Source organism: Olivibacter sp. EAT-5 (assembly GCF_044784325.1).
Classification (GTDB): domain Bacteria; phylum Bacteroidota; class Bacteroidia; order Sphingobacteriales; family Sphingobacteriaceae; genus Olivibacter; species Olivibacter oleidegradans.
On sequence record NZ_CP173028.1, the window covers coordinates 4,750,419 to 4,766,462 of the forward strand.

14 protein-coding genes are annotated in these 16,044 nt (G+C 40.5%); 5 read left to right on the plus strand and 9 right to left on the minus strand.

The window, feature by feature from the left end; genetic code table 11:
* Positions 1-6: 6 nt before the first annotated feature.
* Together ACH11B_RS19740 and ACH11B_RS19745 are read left to right on the plus strand one after the other, a co-directional pair.
* Positions 7-1,473, plus strand: coding sequence for an MDR family MFS transporter (locus tag ACH11B_RS19740; protein ID WP_377608910.1), 1,467 nt, complete (start codon positions 7-9; stop codon positions 1,471-1,473).
* Positions 1,474-1,601: 128 nt separating this feature from the next.
* Entirely contained in the window at positions 1,602-2,603 is a 1,002-nt protein-coding gene (locus tag ACH11B_RS19745) for a fatty acid desaturase (protein ID WP_377608908.1), read from the plus strand.
* Between the two features lie 86 nt (positions 2,604-2,689).
* Here ACH11B_RS19745 and ACH11B_RS19750 read toward each other — a convergent pair whose 3' ends face one another.
* A complete protein-coding gene (locus ACH11B_RS19750) occupies positions 2,690-3,250 on the minus strand; it encodes a biliverdin-producing heme oxygenase (RefSeq protein WP_289553109.1) in 561 nt (186 codons plus the stop codon).
* 178 nt (positions 3,251-3,428) lie between these two features.
* Positions 3,429-3,656 (minus strand): hypothetical protein, encoded by a 228-nt coding sequence (locus ACH11B_RS19755; protein ID WP_377608906.1) that lies wholly within the window; start codon positions 3,654-3,656, stop codon positions 3,429-3,431.
* A 441-nt stretch (positions 3,657-4,097) separates the two neighbouring features.
* On the opposite strand from ACH11B_RS19755, the gene ACH11B_RS19760 reads away from it, so the two are divergent.
* The gene (locus ACH11B_RS19760; RefSeq protein ID WP_404273982.1) at positions 4,098-5,561 is read left to right on the plus strand and encodes an IS1182 family transposase; all 1,464 of its coding nucleotides are present in this window, start codon (positions 4,098-4,100) and stop codon (positions 5,559-5,561) included.
* Between the two features lie 215 nt (positions 5,562-5,776).
* Here the strand turns inward: ACH11B_RS19760 and ACH11B_RS19765 are convergent, their stop codons facing one another.
* The 7 genes from ACH11B_RS19765 to ACH11B_RS19795 all read right to left on the minus strand — a co-directional run bounded on the left by ACH11B_RS19765 (position 5,777) and on the right by ACH11B_RS19795 (position 13,980).
* Positions 5,777-7,072 carry a S41 family peptidase gene (locus ACH11B_RS19765; protein ID WP_377608897.1) on the minus strand — a complete coding sequence of 432 codons (1,296 nt, stop codon included), beginning with the start codon at positions 7,070-7,072 and terminating at the stop codon, positions 5,777-5,779.
* 49 nt (positions 7,073-7,121) lie between these two features.
* Positions 7,122-8,108 (minus strand): hypothetical protein, encoded by a 987-nt coding sequence (locus ACH11B_RS19770; RefSeq protein WP_130855976.1) that lies wholly within the window; start codon positions 8,106-8,108, stop codon positions 7,122-7,124.
* Between the two features lie 174 nt (positions 8,109-8,282).
* On the minus strand, positions 8,283-8,879 hold the full coding sequence (locus ACH11B_RS19775) for a hypothetical protein (protein ID WP_013666949.1): 597 nt from the start codon (positions 8,877-8,879) through the stop codon (positions 8,283-8,285).
* 57 nt (positions 8,880-8,936) lie between these two features.
* A complete protein-coding gene (locus ACH11B_RS19780) occupies positions 8,937-9,902 on the minus strand; it encodes a hypothetical protein (RefSeq protein ID WP_377608894.1) in 966 nt (321 codons plus the stop codon).
* 14 nt (positions 9,903-9,916) lie between these two features.
* Positions 9,917-10,720 (minus strand): HmuY family protein, encoded by an 804-nt coding sequence (locus ACH11B_RS19785; RefSeq protein WP_377608892.1) that lies wholly within the window; start codon positions 10,718-10,720, stop codon positions 9,917-9,919.
* A 23-nt stretch (positions 10,721-10,743) separates the two neighbouring features.
* Positions 10,744-11,502: an HmuY family protein gene (locus tag ACH11B_RS19790; protein ID WP_130855974.1), complete on the minus strand. Its 759-nt coding sequence runs from the start codon at positions 11,500-11,502 to the stop codon at positions 10,744-10,746.
* 99 nt (positions 11,503-11,601) lie between these two features.
* Positions 11,602-13,980, minus strand: coding sequence for a TonB-dependent receptor domain-containing protein (locus tag ACH11B_RS19795; protein ID WP_377608890.1), 2,379 nt, complete (start codon positions 13,978-13,980; stop codon positions 11,602-11,604).
* Between the two features lie 181 nt (positions 13,981-14,161).
* Here ACH11B_RS19795 and ACH11B_RS19800 point away from each other — a divergent pair, with 181 nt between their 5' ends.
* Positions 14,162-14,998 carry a hemin ABC transporter substrate-binding protein gene (locus ACH11B_RS19800; RefSeq protein ID WP_013666954.1) on the plus strand — a complete coding sequence of 279 codons (837 nt, stop codon included), beginning with the start codon at positions 14,162-14,164 and terminating at the stop codon, positions 14,996-14,998.
* Positions 14,999-15,000: 2 nt separating this feature from the next.
* Positions 15,001-16,038 carry an iron ABC transporter permease gene (locus ACH11B_RS19805; RefSeq protein WP_130855972.1) on the plus strand — a complete coding sequence of 346 codons (1,038 nt, stop codon included), beginning with the start codon at positions 15,001-15,003 and terminating at the stop codon, positions 16,036-16,038.
* The last annotated feature ends 6 nt before the right edge of the window (positions 16,039-16,044 follow it).

Genomic DNA, 16,044 nt, shown 5'->3' on the forward strand with positions numbered 1-16,044 from the left:
CAAAACATGTTAATAAACAGGTCCTTTGTACTCGCTACATTAATGATGGCTACGTCCATGGCGGCAATTGATAGTAGCATTGTAAACGTTTCTTTGCCGGTAATGCGAAATGATTTCGGGGTTGATCTTAACCAAATTGAATGGGTAATCACCGCCTATATGATTTCGTTCTCGCTTTTTATACCCTTGACGAACTGGCTAAAGAAACGCTTTGGTTATTATTATTTGTTTCTTGGAAGTATTATCATTTTTACCCTTGGTTCCTTATTGTGTAGTCTCTCGGTAAGTTTGGACATGCTAGTTATTTCCAGGATAATACAGGCTATAGGCGGCGGATCGCTATCCCCCACTTCGCTGGCAATTTTAAGCGAGACCTTTCCGAAAGAAGAACGCGGTACGGCAATTGGTTGGTGGGGAATGGGAAATGTGATGGGACCCGCCTTGGGCCCAACACTTGGTGGAGTACTCACGCACTACTTGGGCTGGGAATCTATTTTTTATATTAACCTACCGATCGGGGCTTTAACGATCTTTTTTTCAATACGTTACTTAAGCTTTTTAAAGCGGCAAGTGGATAAGGAAAGTAGGTTTGATGTAAGGGGATTTATATTCTTTTCAATCTTTATTATCATTTTACAATACACGATATCGACGATTAGTAAGCAAGGCTTTTTATCTGTTTCATTTTTCGTTGGCCTCCTGATTACACTTTTGATGCTGTACTTCTTTGTACAGTCAGCAAAGAAGCCCCAATCACTGCTCGACCTGAATGTTTTTAGAATAAGGCAATTTAATGTTGCTGCTACGATAACGATTATTCGATCTTTGGCTCTTTATGGCGGCATGTTCTTTTTACCTTTTTTGCTTCAGGGACTGTTAGGTTATACCGAAATTGAATCCGGGTTGTTAATGCTGCCAAACGCATTAATTATGCTGGTAAGCAGGCCGTTATCGGGTAGATTAGCCGATAAAGGAATGATCCGAAATATATCAATTAGCGGTATTTTAATTGTATCTATTTCTTTCTTTATGCTGGCTAGAATTGATATCGGTGTTTCCATATGGTTTATTTTATTTACGATGGCAATACGGGGGCTCGGCATGAGCCTACTGGTAGCACCGGTTTCTACGGCGCTTCTCAATGCTGTTAAACCAAATCAGACGCAAACTGCAACGGCGCTGAACAGTTTGTTCCTACAGGTAGGAGGCTCCATTGGAATAGCCGTAAGTGCAGTTATACATACATTTATATATGATCGTTATTTGGAAAACCAATACCCCGATCAGGTAGCGGAACATTTCGCCTTGCAAAATAGTTTTCTAATAACGGCCGTTATTATCCTGCTAGCTGTTTTGCCTGCGCTAAAACTGCCGCAAAAATCGAGTCTTATCTATATGCTTCGCAATAGAAATAGGGATAAAAAAGGAGATATAAGTGCTGAGGAAAAGGCTAATTTATTGAATAAGAAATGATTGTATGTCGATTAATCGTTTTGATTTCAAAAAGAGAAATAATTTCGTGAATTTTTACAAAAAAATTGCATTTCTAATACTTTTGCAATATCTTACACGTTATTAAGAACAAACCCTAATGTGTATAAATGAGTAAGAAAAAGAGCTTTAGCTGGTCGGAAAATTGTGAACCGCATAAACTTAGAACCAAAGAAATCATATCCAGTCATCCCGAAATTCGACATTTAATAGGTAGAAATCCGTATACCTTTTTAGTGATAGTCCTATGTGTAGGTATACAAATAGCCATGTCATGGATTTTGTATGATGAATCGTGGTGGTTTATCTTCCCATGTGCTTATTTAATTGGTGCTTTTGCATGTCATACTTTATTTATTTGTATTCATGAATGTTCACACAATTTGATCTTCAAAAATAGAGTGCTTAACACACTTTCAGGCATTTTTGCAAATTTACCCCTCGTATTCCCAAGTTCAGTATCCTTTCAGAAGTATCACTTGAAACACCATGCTTTTCAGGGCATCGAGGAATTGGATGCTGATATGCCCAGTGAATGGGAGGCAAAGCTGGTTAACAACTCTACGCTGGGAAAAGCACTATGGTTACTTTTATATCCTATTGTTCAAGCATCGCGCTTGGGACGGATGAGCAAAGAGATTAAGATGTTTGATAAATGGGTAGCGTTGAATTATCTCGTACAGCTCATCTTTATGGGTTTGATTTTTTATTTCTGGCAGTGGAAAGCAGTGGTTTATTTAGTTGCCAGCTTTTTTTTCTCGGTAGGGTTGCATCCACTTGGTGCTCGGTGGATTCAAGAGCATTTTTTAACCCATGATGAAGATCAGGAAACGAAAAGCTACTATGGGGTATTAAATGTTGTCAATTTAAATGTCGGCTATCATAATGAACACCATGACTTCCCATCAATTCCATGGAACAATTTGCCAAAAATTAAGAAAATTGCAGGTCCTTACTATGACTCCTTGGGCCATCACAGATCTTATACGCGTTTATTATTAAGGTTTATTTTTGATAGAAAATTGTCACTTTATTCGAGAATGGCGCGTGATAACAGAGGGAAAACAAAGGCTACCCCAAGCAATAGCAAATCAGTTGTCAACGTAGAATAATCGGATTATAACGGTTACCTTAAGTAATAAACAGAAAGGCCGAAATTATTTCGGCCTTTCTGTTAGGTTTTAAAATCATTTACGCGTTAAGCCACTTCTTCGCGTTCAAATGTTCTTCCAAATAGCGAAAAAGTGTTGTTGGCGGCTTTAATGGCTAGGTTCTCCTCTCCTTCATTTTTAGCGTGCGCATTTAAAACAGTTACAAATATGCTCCATTTCTGTGGGGTTTCTGCTCCATAGCCTGAAAAGAAGGACAATCCCCTTGTTATGCCAAGCTTTTCAAGCATTTTAACAATGATACTTCCTCCCATAATTGAACCTTCTAACACATATAACGCACCTAAGGCTTCTTGAACCGTTGTTATAGTTGGAGCTTCTACTTCAGGTAGCTGATCTGTGCTTTCGCCTAAAGCTTCTATATCGGCTTTTATGTAGCCGGAATTTCTTCTTTCTTTATAATCCGGTAAAACAGCGTCTGTAATATAGGGCTTGATAGCCTCTTCTACCGCATTAAAATAGGCGTAGAAAAATTTTAGAAATTCAGCATAATCCTTATCACCGTTGATTGCTTTTAATTTTCTCACTACTACGCCTTCCAATTGTTGATGAGGTGCTTTTGTAGCTTCTTTTATTTTAGTACTTAACATATTTTGTTATTCGTTATTTGTTGTTAATATGTCCGATAACCGTTATCTAATTAAACGATCGACTGAAACAAAGATTGTAAAATTTGAAAATAAAGTCTGTATGCAATCCGCTTAATTTTGTATCAATTTCGTCGACGGTTGACCTACGACTGCAAGTGAAAGAAGACGTTTATCTTACCTAATTTATAACTATCTTAAGTAAGACGGAAGTAAACTCCGGTAAGTTTTTAATATCTTTAGGTAACATTAAATTAAATATGGCCAACTTTGCAATAACTTTTTGTGCGTTCGTTATAAACGCAAGCACTTTTACTGTAAACAGTACTGCTATTATTGCAGAAGTACTTGCATTTGTTGCAGCTTTACCTAAAGTTGTCATAAACTCACATAATTTTGTTGCAACCATTCGTAAGTTTCTTATAGCTGTAACCATGTTCATAGGAGCTCCATGGAACACTATAATAAAGTTGCGAACCTTTGCTATAAAAACAACTAAGTCTTTTGTAGCTCAACGAAAGTTAATTGCAAAAGCGAAGGTTTTTCTAACAAACGCAGCTACTTTTGTTGCAAATTAGATCAACTTTGTTGTAAAGCAATCGACTATTGCTGTAAACTTACACACCTTTATCTTAACTGTCGTTGTGTTTGCTTCAAGCTTGGGTAAATAAATCAGTTTAGCGACGGGCACCGCCTTAACCTAACCACGTTTACTTGTTTTCAAAGGAGTTCATGAGTTCATCGTTTCGCTCTTCGGTTTTGCGCATGTTTGGATTAAGTGGCTGTTGCACAACTCGCAAGCGTTGATAACTTGTTTTAATAAAATCCTTGAATAGTAGTAAATTAGGTCATGCAAGGAAGGAAGACATATCAGGAAAAACTGTTCATCCATTTTCAACTTTCGGACTATGTTCCGGCGGACAATTTTTATCGACGGCTGAAAGAGATGCTGGATTTTGACTTTCTATATGCCTCGACAGCGGGTTATTATGGTCGGGAGGGTCAGAAAAGCATTGATCCGGTTGTTTTTATGAAGCTGGTTCTTGTAGGTTATCTGGAGAACCTTGGCAGTGACAGGCGTATCGTCAGCGCTGCGGGAATGCGGATGGATATCCTTTATTTTCTGGGGTATGACCTTGGGGAGGAGCTGCCATGGCATTCCACGCTGAGCCGTACCCGTCAGCTGTACGGTCAGGAGGTTTTCTGCGAGCTCTTCAAGCGGGTGCTGGGCCAATGTATCGAAAAAGGGATGATATCCGGCAGGAGGCAGGCAGTCGATGGTGTGTACGTGAAGGCCAATGCCTCACTGGACAGTATGGTGCGGAAGGATATACTCGAAGATGCGGAGAATTATGCAAGGGAGCTGAAAGAGAATGAAGAAAGCCCATCTCCCCGCAGCGTGGAAATGAAAAAGACAAAGGATCGTCACTACCCTTTACTCAGACCAAAAAAGAACCCGCATAACGATACGCATATCAGTCCTTCCGATCCCGATGCAAAAATGTCGGTAAAAAAAGGGAAAGCAATGGCGCTGAACTATCTGGGGCAGGTCTGTGTGGATACGGCATCCCATATGATTACCCACATACAGGCCTTTACAGCAGACAGGAAAGACAGCATGTGCCTGCCTGTTCTGTTGCCACAGCTGGTGGATAACCTGAAAGAACAGGGCTTAAATATGGAGGAGCTTCTGGCTGATACGGGATATAGCAGCGGAGAGGCCCTGAAAGCTTTGGAAGACAATAATATCATAGGATATATACCCAACAGGCCGCAGTTTATATACGAAAGGGCCGGTTTCACCTATGATCACGATGGAGATTATTACATCTGCCCCAACGGTAAACAGTTGACCTATAGAGGTACAGGTATGAGCCTGGGATATCTGAACAAATACTACAGGGCAAACAAAAAAGAATGCAATGTATGCCCCTTACGCGATAAGTGTACTGTGTTTAAAAATAAAAGCAGGGGTGCGTTGATACAGGAGACCGTTGACAAACCCTATTATGATAGAATGCACCTGCGTATGCAGACAAGGAAAGCTAAAATCCTGATGAAGAAACGGCAGAGCACGGTTGAGCCCGTCATCGGCACACTGGTCAACTACCTGGGAATGAAAAGGGTCAATACCAAAGGACTCGCCCAGGCCAATAAATGTCTGACTATGGCCGCAATTGCCTACAACCTTAAAAAAATGCTAAAGTTCAGCCCGAAAAAGCGGATCGACAAGCTGAAAAGAATAAAATTGGCCGGAAAAAGACTTGTGCAGTTCATTTTCGATCAGTTAGACCTATTCGTTCCCGCCACCTGACCGCCTGCTTTCTAACTTGGCAAAGTGCCTGAGAATGCCTGTTAAAACATGTGCCAAATTCAAATCTTTAAAATCTTAAAAAACAGGTAGTGCAACAGCCACTTAAACCAAAGCGATAACAGCGAAATCGTTGATTCAATATCACTTCAATTCCCCTTGCTTTTACCAGCCCATCTGTAAAGGCCTTATTAGCGTGATGGCAACTGGCGCAATGTTTATTTTAGCTTGAATTGCTGTTTATATATAGGTATATAATTTCCGGATATGCTTGTTTGAATTGTAGATGAATTTTCTTTGTTCATATCCTCGTGACCACTGCTTGTAAAAGATTTTCGATTTGAAAAGCTGCTCGAGTTGAAGCTACCTCCTATTAAGGAAAGAGCGGTATACAATCCTGGTTCATCTAGATTACCCAAGGAAGTATCGGTAGAAAAAGTTATTGTCACATCTGGTTGCATCCCTTCAAAATAATCATACCAACCCACGGCATTTTGCAAAATAAAACTGCTGAGATAAATGGTATAAGAACCAATATGAACACCAAAAAAGCCTACCGGTTTACCATATGTTTTTTGGCCAATAAGTTTAACATCAAAGTAAGGTTTTAAACTACTGATCAATAACTCACTGGCTGAGGCGGTATTACCGGAAATGATAAAATAAACATTGTTAATCGTTTCGAGATTGCCGGCTTTTTGAAACAGAATGGTATTGAAGCTTTTGCTATAGTTCACATCCGCCATGGTAGCTAAACGCCCTTTATAGCGCACTGCGTTACCATTGGCATCCCTATATAATTGATTTTTAAGGATGGTGGCCTTTCCATTTTGCATCAGGTCATTAAATTTCTCACTGTACATGACCTTTCCGGTTAAATTGGAAGGCACGATTAAATTAGCCAGGTATTCGACAGTCTCAACATAACCACCCCCATTTGATCGAAGATCAATAATAAGGGCGGTAATCCCTATTTTAGCGAAGGAATCGAAAATAGCTTTCAATTGCTCTTTAATGGCAGTAAGAGCGGGAAAAGAGGCCAGGGAAAGATAGCCGATTTTTTTATTATCAGTTTCAACAACCTTATATAGAGGCATGAACTCCGAACCGGTGTTCGCTATAGTGGCCATTGTTGAGATGCCATTGTTTGGAGTTCCCTGCTCCAAGTATGAATATTTAGGACTGCCTGCATATACAGGCAACTCATAAGAATTGCCTGTTTGAGGGTTGACGTTCATCTGTGAAATATCGTATAACTCCGATTTATAAGCCCTTAATTCAGGACTGACAGCCTCGTAACGATTTCGAGGATCAAATTCAGTATAGCTGGGCAAAGTTTCACGCCATAAATACACTTGTTTTGCGTAAAGGAAAATAGAATCCAATGTAAACTCCACCGGTGTACCGGTTGTTGGCGAAACTACTTCGTCTGTTAATCCTAAATCCTCCTTTTTACAGGAAAAAAGAATTGTTACTAAAAACGGATAGCATAATATCTTGCTAATTAGACGCATGAATTGTTTCTTTTCTCTTTAGTAGCCATTCAATGATATTCATATACTATTACTCTGTCACCGTAAGAGTATTGTTTAAAGAAAGCGTATTAATCGTGTCCGAGAAATAAGGAGTGGACGCATAAATAAATCGCACCGAATGATAGGTGTTTAGTGGGAAATCAACCGGAATTCTTAACGTAATTTCATCGGATGAGACGTTTACTATTTCTACCGGTATATAAGTTCTGGAATTTTGATTATTCAAGAGCAGTTGGGTTACTTTATCTAGGTTTTTCCCCGCCAGCTTGTATTCTTCTCCTCTTTTCAATGTAATGGCTTCGTTTAAGGGTATGTTACTTGGCCGCGGATCTTCAATTACTTCAAAATCTCTTTCTACAGTAATGGTATACGGAGCACTTTCTAATCGAATAGACGTATAGGTGCCGACAGTCATTTCATCTGGAATAGCCCAAATATTTAGCGATGTACTATTGGAAATAGGTACTTCCACTTCTCGCCCATCTGCTGTGAGAAAAAAGACTTTCAGTTGCCCTTCCGTTGTATTGAAATAATCTCCGGCGAAACTAAGCTGATCACCAACTAATATGAAATTTTTATCGTTGTAACTTGTTATGCCACTGAAGTCCGTCACATAAGGTTTCGGTACATTAATGATTCGTTTTAGTTTATATACCTTGGCTGTTCCGTCTTCGGCAGTAACCGTAAAACTTGTACCGTCTGTAAAAGCTATCGGCGTATTGGAGGCAGGTTGTACATTAGCTCGCTCCGATACTGTCACCGTAGGCGTCACGGTTTCGGGAACAGCTTGCTCGGGTGGCCAATAAATAATGATTTCGTTATTGTCAACAGCTGCTTTTAGCACAGCGCCGTTGGCATCGATGATACTGAAATTGATAATCTCCGCATAGGGATAATCTATGTATTCCTTTTTGCACGAAGAAAATGCAATACATATTAAGCTAACAAGACACCAAGGCTTTACGAAATTTTTAAAAGGGTACATTTCTTTTTTACAGCTATATAATGGTTTCATGTAAATAATTGTAAGTCAATTTTTTTTTCATTCTATTCCTTATCTTTGCCTCAATAAATACCATGAACAATCCGGGCATTTATTAAAACTTGCAGGCTTAGCCTGCTAAATACTGCTGAAATAGGGTTTGCACGCGAATGTATGACCCTGTTTCAGTATTTTAAGAAGGGTGTTTTATTTCAATCTTTTAGTGGAGAAATCAACGTCCGTGTGGTAAGGGCCGGTTCCGGTACCTACAATGGAAGTTAACTGCACAACGAAGACCTCAGTTGCGGTGCTCAAATTAGTGTTATTAGCCACTACAGCATAACGATTAGCTACCGGTGTTATAGTCCTGGTGCTTGAGTTATAGTTATACCAGCCGATTACCGCGCCATTGCTTCCTAATGTGGTAACGCTCCAATTGGTTGTACTTAAATTAGCCAATGTTATTGCCGATACGTTGCTTACACTAGGGAGATCTATGTAACCTAAATTATAGCCATTTGCCTCGGTGATATTGCCGTTAAAATTCTGGTTAAATACGACCTCGTTTCCACTGGTGCTAACGGCATTATCGAAAAGGCTATATCCTACATTTCCCCAGCCTGATGCCGAAGGCGTGGTAGCCGTGTTCGTAAAGCCACCCGTTGCAGTTCCTCCAACAGGAATAACCGCCGTTTCTTGTTCTAATGCCAAATTCGGCTCAGCTGTTTCTGATTTATTACAAGCAGTAAATGTTAAAGCTAAAAAGGCGAATGCCGCCATTGATTTTAAGATATTTTGTTTCATTTTTTCTTTTTTAATTAAACTTATATATAACTAATGGGCAATGCCCGGATTGTTTTCTTATTCACTGACAACGGTTATGGGCCAATTCGTGCTGAATGGACTAAAAGTTCCGAAAAATGCTGTCGGATAGTATTGTCCAGGAGGTACACTGTTGGGTACGCGAATCACGGCTTCGGTACGCGTATAGCTTTCGATTGGTAGTAATACCTTTTCGCCATTTACGATAATGCTAAATTCCCGAAAATCGTGGAAGACACTGGAAGTCGTTTTTATGGTGAAATTATCCCCACCCCTTACAGTAATGGTATGATGATCTATAACGGGTTGCTGGTACGTCAACCGTACGGGATACTGACTTTCCGCTGATAAGGCCTGCACCTTAACCTTAACCTTATATAAACCCGTATCTAATGTTTGCGGTATTTGTAAGTTACCGAATGTATAAAGCTTTTCGTTGCCAATTATTGAGACCGTTACGTTGGCAGGACCGATGCCGGTATTGGCAGAAAGTGCGGTTTCTTGTCCTGCTTCGTTCACTAGGTACGCTGAAATCTTGGCTGGATCATTGGTGTTAAAATTGCCACGAAGTACAATGTTAGAAGCTCCTACGCCCCATGCTGTAATAGTCGTTTCACTCGAAAGTTCTTGAATAACTAAGGGAGCAATTTGTTGTAACACAATGATAAGTTTATACGTAGCCGTGCTCTGATCAGCCCCTTTTACGGTATAAGTGATAGAACTGTCCAATACAGCAACAGGCTTTACTTCCTCTTGCAAGCGGGCACCATCGGCTACGGTTATTTCGGGATCGATAACATCTAATTGATAATAAAATGGTAAGTAAACAGTAATCGTTTTATCGCTCTCATCAATTGCTCCTAAAATAGCACCATCTGCTATAGGTACTTTATAGGCTACAATTTTACTGTTGGAAAGTGGAGGAAGATCCGCTGTTTTTGTACAGGCACTGAGGCTTAGAAAAACGATAATAATGAAAAATAGGTTTGCTGACTTTCGTTTCATTTCAAATATATAGATTAGGATTTAATTTCAAAGGTGGTGCTGCCTTTGGGGACAAGAACATACTCAAAGGTGAAAAACATATGGGGAGTGTTTCTAAACCATTTATCAGACGTGAAAGCATCCTGATAACAGCTGATCATTCTGACTTTGGCATAATTACCCTTTGCTGTGCGAATTACGATGGTTCTGGCTTTTACGACTGTTCCATTCGTTAACGTTAAAGGATTACTAAGTGCGTAGGCCACGTGTTGTTTGTCGTAACTTCCATCTCCTACTATTGTTCCACTGAAATCATATAAATACCAGCCTATCCCCTCGCCAAAGTCCCCGGCAATATCGGTGCCCACGATTCCGCTTCCGGTTTTAAATAGATTGTCTGCCGGAATGGTTGTTACTTCGTCAAAGGCTTGTTCAAGTACCAGAATCCCTCCCTGACCGGCACCACCATATCCATTACTAGTGCTGTTTTGACCATTATTAGCACCTAAGAAGCTGTTATACAGGTGGGTGAATGAAACATCCCAACGCTGTGTTTTTGCATAGGTCAGCTGCACTTCTTTCTTATCCTCCAAAGAGAAAAGTACGGCTGTTTTTGCCGAGGTGGGGTTCTCATCGTCTGTTTCCATCGCTAGGTTTTCCACTCGTTGCAAAGTGTAAAATGGGACTGTTTCACCGGGCTCCTCTTCTTTCGGTTCTTCCACGGGGCTTGTATTCTCCTTCGAGCAAGATGTGTTTACTAAAGCGATCGTAAATAGAAGACAAAAAATCATGTAGACTATCTGTGATTTACGGTTTAAAGAATATGGTACTTGTATCATACTTTTCTATGTTTTGAAAGTGACTAATTAGTTGTAAGATTTTTACTCCCATCCTCTTGAACAAAATAGCGAAAGGTATAATAAGGTGCCGGCCAGTTCAGATCAGTTACTGATGGCGGATTACCTTTGTATACATTAATAAGCTCAAGCTTGGCGTATTTACCACTGGCAAGACGAATGACATATACCCTGTTCTTAATGGGTACTACCAAATGCGTGTTAAGGCTATAATTGAACCAACCATTCGAATTTTCTCCTGATGCCCAACCGATTTTACCGACCTTACTTTGATTAAATACCTCATCGGATGGGGCTTCGGTTACGGAAGCATAAGGTCGGTCGTACTTTACAACAGCGGTCTGTGTTGCCGGACCTTCAAATCCCGGATTAAATTCGTCACCGGCATTATTGACATAAATCTCGCTATTGTAAGGCCCTGTGAAGGCCAGGTCCCATTCGGCTGTTTTAAAATAGCGGGCCGAGTCGGCCGCATCACGTATCCAAATTTGTCTCCTATCCCTTAGACGATAAAGAAAAGTATAAAACGGTCGTTTTTCTTTACCATCCACACCATTCGACATGGATGCATCTGTATCTCCTGCCAGGTCATATATGATTGTACTTTTCCCATCTTCGTAACCTGGAGTTACTGCTTCATCTGTTTTACTGCAGCCACTTATTAACGATAGGCCGATAGCAACACTTAAAAATAATCTTCTATCGGCATCGAATAGCCAGTTTAGGTATCGGAACCACCGGCATCTTGATTTTATTGTTTTCATGTTGTTATTAGTTATTAGTATTCGTTTTAGCCTTTAGTTATTGGCTGTTTGTTATTGGTTAATGATTATCCATATTCATCATTCCTCGTTCATAGTTTATCATCCCTCTTTAAAAAATCGATAAGTTACTCCCGCTAACACGACACGGCCTAATTGTCCGGGCATCAGATAATCGGTGTAATTAGCGATGTTTTCGGCTGTGACTTGCAGAGTCAGGTGTTTTTTAAATATCTTTTTCTCAATTGATGCATTGAAGAGCAAAAAACCATTAACAAAAATGTCAAATCGATCGATGTAGTAATTTCCGTTAGCATCTTCAAAAGGATATTTACCTCGATAGTTCAACCTAAAAGTAAGTCCAAGGTCCCAAGGCTGATAGTTATAAAAGACACGGAGATTGGCCATATGTCGTGAGCGATTTTCCAATCCCCAGTAGTCCGAAGTCTCCGAGCGAAAAGTTTCTCCGGTTGTAGGATTGCGAAGAGCGTAATATGGCCAATTTCCCGTTAAAATGCTATCCTTCACGCTTAGGTCTTTGGAAACCAGGTATTGGTAACCTATTGAAAGATCCAAATCCGGTAAAGGTCTATAAGAAAATGAAGCCTCGAAGCCTTTATTGTTAACCTTTGGAAGATTTAAATAGGAATAGATCATTTGTCCATCGCCTGCCGTGGCTACCTGAAAACTGTTGATTTGGTTCTTTATGTGATGGTAAAAACCACTCAGCTCTACCTGCCACGTACTTGAAGGAGCAATTGTCGCAGTCAGGTTGAAAGTATTGCTTTGTTCAGCCTGTAGGCCATCTTGTTGTAATTTATTGAACGTATAATTTCGCAGTTCACTCAGCTGCCCAGCCTCTTGCATGGCCGTTAATTGTGTTCTGGCAATGTCTGCTCCCAATACCGTGTAGCCAACGAGCGGATTAGTGAAAATTTGAAAACGTTGACGAAAATCGGGTGTTTTAAAGCCGGTACCAAAGGCCGCTTTGAGTGTTACAAAGTGAGCAGGAGTATAAGTAATCCCCAGATTAGGATTGAAGCGACCACCATAGTATGCATGATAGTCATAACGACCACCCCCTAAGATTTGTAGATGATTCGTTAACCGCCATTCCGCCTGACCATATACAAACCCATTTTTCATAGAAGGAACATCACCAAGTAATTGATCTTCCATCGTTTCCAGTGTACCGCCAAAGCCACTGGTTAATGATAAATCGGTAATTCTATTATAAGCGAATTGCTGTTCTAAGCGGAAGATGGATTGTGAAAAATTGCTCTGCTCACCCAGTGCGCCGGTATCCCATATGATTTTCGAATGCCAGGTATAATGCGTGAAATAAAAACGGCTGAGGGATTGCAAGCCATTTTGGTAAGAAGTATTTAAATAGGTTGAGGCGTTGATATCGCCCTCATTCATATCATCTTTATAGGTATCACTTCCATATCCACGTGTCATCACCGATTCCCGCAATCCATAACGCCCGCTTGCACCAATGCTCGTGTTCTTACTTAAACGATAACGCACTCGGCCTTGTAAGGTATAATTGTCTGACGGCGGCACGGTAGTACCCCTAGTTTGATACCGACTGTTTACATTGAATCCATCGCTGTGATAGAAATTGGCGGATAAGCTGGCTTCCCCTCGATTGGATGCAAAAGGTGTTTCGCCTTCTAAGGTGGCATCTAGCATATTAAGCGATCCATAACGTAAGGATGCCGCTCCTTGCGTTTGTAGGGCGCCATGGCGAGTCACAATATTGATGGCACCTCCCATTGCCTCACTTCCGAAAAGACAGGATGCGGCTCCTTTGATGATTTCAACACGTTCAATGTTCATTACGCTGATCCGCGACAAATCAAAACTTCCTCCATTACGGCCAACCATAGGCTGTCCATCTATTAAAATCATGACATATTCTGAAGAAAAACCTTGTAACTGAACGCCTACCGAACGGTTTCCCCTGGCAATGTTATTGACGATGGCAATGCCCGTTTGTTCCTTTAATATTTCATCCAATCGTCGACTTCCCATCAATTCAATTTGTCTACGTGTTATAACGGTTACCGGCATGGCCGAATTAATCGTCGAGATAAGGTTATCCTCTTGAATATGCTTATCGGTAACGGCTACTTCATTTAAAGCATGTTCGTCTTTTATTAGTATTATTCTTATATGTGTAGTCTCATTCTCTTTGATGTCTATAGATTGCGTATAGCTTTTATAGCCTATACGGGTAATTGCTAAGGTGTAGGTTCCAGTATATAAATCATTGATTTTAAAGGAACCATCACTCTCTATCGCTATTAAATGATTATCGGGGTTTAAAGTTAAAGTAGCAGCAATAGTTTGTCCCTCTTCGTTAGAAACCGAACCAATTAGCCCCCCTTTGACTTGGCCATATACAACTGAAGGAAACAAGCAAAACATAAACATGTAGAATCTGAGCATTTTTGCCTCAATATTATTTTTAATCATTCTAAATAATGATACAAATGTTGAGATAATCCATTAAAAAGGTTGTATGAGAAACGCCTTATTTTGTATGAATTCCGCCATAAACGGAAGAATGCATTGAATATGAAGCTTTCGTATTTTGTAATTGTTCTAAATAACATTTGTTTTGCGTTGTAATTTTTGCGTGTATTCAATAACATATATGAAAAGAGAATTATTTCTTACTTTTTTAATGGGTTGCATTATTTCTTCCTGTTATGCAATTCCAAACAGGATTATAACACTTAGTGGTGCGCTGACGGAGACTGTAGATGCCTTAGGGCTTGGCGCCAAGCTTGTCGCGACGGATGTGACGAGTATTTATCCAGCTTATGTCAAACAGTTGCCACGGGTCAGTCGGAATCGATCGGTTTCTACGGAGGGTTTATTGTCTTTTGCGCCCGACTTAATACTAGCGCCAAAAGGTCATGTTAGCAAAGAAATACAGCATCAACTGAAAGCCACCGGCATACGTTTAGTTATTTTTGATCAACAGTACAGTTCTCGGGGAGCTATCGAATTTATCCAATCCGTCGCAGACGCACTTGGTATACCTGAAAAGGGAAAGATACTTGCCCAAAAAACTGAAAGGCGACTTCAAGCTGCAATAGCGGCAGTCAAAGCGTCTAAACAAGTGAAAAAGAAAGTGTTATTTATATATGCACGAGGTACGGGTACAATGAGCGTGGCAGGTAAAGGCAGTAGTATTGATGCAATTATCAGATTAGCAGGTGCAGAAAATGCCATTCAAGAATTTTCAGATTTTAAACCTTATACCACAGAAGCTATGGTAAGGGCTAATCCCGATATCATACTGATGTTTGACTTCGGTTTGAGTAGCCTCGGCGGAAAGGCTTCCGTTTTAAAGATGCCAGGCATCAAATTAACCAAGGCCGGTAAGAACGAGCGCATTATTGATATGGATGGTCAACTTCTTACAAACTTTACGGTTCGTTTACCTGATGCGATTTTAGCACTACATAAGGAATTGGTAAAGTGAACATGAGAAAGTCAGTTATATATGCTTTACTGATCAGCGGTCTAGTGTTGATTGTTTTTTTTTCGTTAACACTTGGAGCTTTTCAGATTTCCATGCGTGAAGTGATGACAATTTTGGCTAAGCTGTTAGGTTTTTTCAAAGGACAAGTGGATGCGACCAGTGAAGGCGTTATTTATATTGTCCGACTTCCGCGTTTACTATTGGGACTACTTGTAGGAGCTGCACTTGGTATATCCGGTGCTGCCATTCAGGGGATATTCCGTAATCCACTTGCAGAACCTGGCTTGATAGGCATCTCCGCGGGTGCTTCTCTTATGGCGGTTATTGTCATCACATTGGAATTAAGTTTACTTGCGGGATTAAGTAGTCTGTTTGGATATTATTTATTATCATTCGGAGCCTTTATCGGAGCTGGTGTCGTCGCTTTCATGGTATATAATATAGCACGGACCAACGGTCGTGCCAATGTAGCCACCATGTTACTTGCCGGCATCGCGATTAATGCCTTTGCTACGGCGTTGACTGGGCTAATGACCTATTTGGCGAACGAACAACAATTACGTACCATTACATTTTGGATGCTGGGTAGTTTGGGTGGAGCCACTTGGCAGACAGTGGGGAGTGCTGCTCCTTTCATTCTAATTCCTTTAATTATCTTACCGTTTTTAGGAAAATCATTGAATGCCTTTTCTTTGGGCGAGACACAGGCTAGCATTTTGGGATTAAACCCTAACCGGGTGAAGATGCAAGTGGTGGTGTTGGCCACGATGGCTGTTGGCGCTTCGGTAGCTGTATCCGGAATTATCAGTTTTGTTGGCTTACTCGTGCCGCATATTATTCGTTTAGTGGGGGGAGTTGATCATAAGTTTGTATTACCTGCATCTGCAATATTTGGCGCACTTACTTTGGCCGTAGCGGATGTACTGGCGCGCATTTTAGCGGCTCCGATTGAATTGCCGATTGGCGTAATTACCGCCCTTTTGGGTTCACCTGTTTTCTTGTTTATACTTATTAAAGAGAAGAAAAAACTCTTTAGCTAACATAAA

What these genes read in the sequence shown, in the direction of transcription:
- ACH11B_RS19740 (WP_377608910.1), top strand. Translation starts at nt 7, where the DNA reads ATGTTAATAAACAGGTCCTTTGTACTCGCTACATTAATGATGGCTACG.
- ACH11B_RS19795 (WP_377608890.1), bottom strand. Translation starts at nt 13,980, where the DNA reads ATGATTAAAAATAATATTGAGGCAAAAATGCTCAGATTCTACATGTTT.
- ACH11B_RS19800 (WP_013666954.1), top strand. Translation starts at nt 14,162, where the DNA reads ATGAAAAGAGAATTATTTCTTACTTTTTTAATGGGTTGCATTATTTCT.
- ACH11B_RS19745 (WP_377608908.1), top strand. Translation starts at nt 1,602, where the DNA reads ATGAGTAAGAAAAAGAGCTTTAGCTGGTCGGAAAATTGTGAACCGCAT.
- ACH11B_RS19780 (WP_377608894.1), bottom strand. Translation starts at nt 9,902, where the DNA reads ATGAAACGAAAGTCAGCAAACCTATTTTTCATTATTATCGTTTTTCTA.
- ACH11B_RS19775 (WP_013666949.1), bottom strand. Translation starts at nt 8,879, where the DNA reads ATGAAACAAAATATCTTAAAATCAATGGCGGCATTCGCCTTTTTAGCT.
- ACH11B_RS19760 (WP_404273982.1), top strand. Translation starts at nt 4,098, where the DNA reads ATGCAAGGAAGGAAGACATATCAGGAAAAACTGTTCATCCATTTTCAA.
- ACH11B_RS19755 (WP_377608906.1), bottom strand. Translation starts at nt 3,656, where the DNA reads ATGGTTGCAACAAAATTATGTGAGTTTATGACAACTTTAGGTAAAGCT.
- ACH11B_RS19790 (WP_130855974.1), bottom strand. Translation starts at nt 11,502, where the DNA reads ATGAAAACAATAAAATCAAGATGCCGGTGGTTCCGATACCTAAACTGG.
- ACH11B_RS19770 (WP_130855976.1), bottom strand. Translation starts at nt 8,108, where the DNA reads ATGAAACCATTATATAGCTGTAAAAAAGAAATGTACCCTTTTAAAAAT.
- ACH11B_RS19750 (WP_289553109.1), bottom strand. Translation starts at nt 3,250, where the DNA reads ATGTTAAGTACTAAAATAAAAGAAGCTACAAAAGCACCTCATCAACAA.
- ACH11B_RS19765 (WP_377608897.1), bottom strand. Translation starts at nt 7,072, where the DNA reads ATGCGTCTAATTAGCAAGATATTATGCTATCCGTTTTTAGTAACAATT.
- ACH11B_RS19805 (WP_130855972.1), top strand. Translation starts at nt 15,001, where the DNA reads ATGAGAAAGTCAGTTATATATGCTTTACTGATCAGCGGTCTAGTGTTG.
- ACH11B_RS19785 (WP_377608892.1), bottom strand. Translation starts at nt 10,720, where the DNA reads ATGATACAAGTACCATATTCTTTAAACCGTAAATCACAGATAGTCTAC.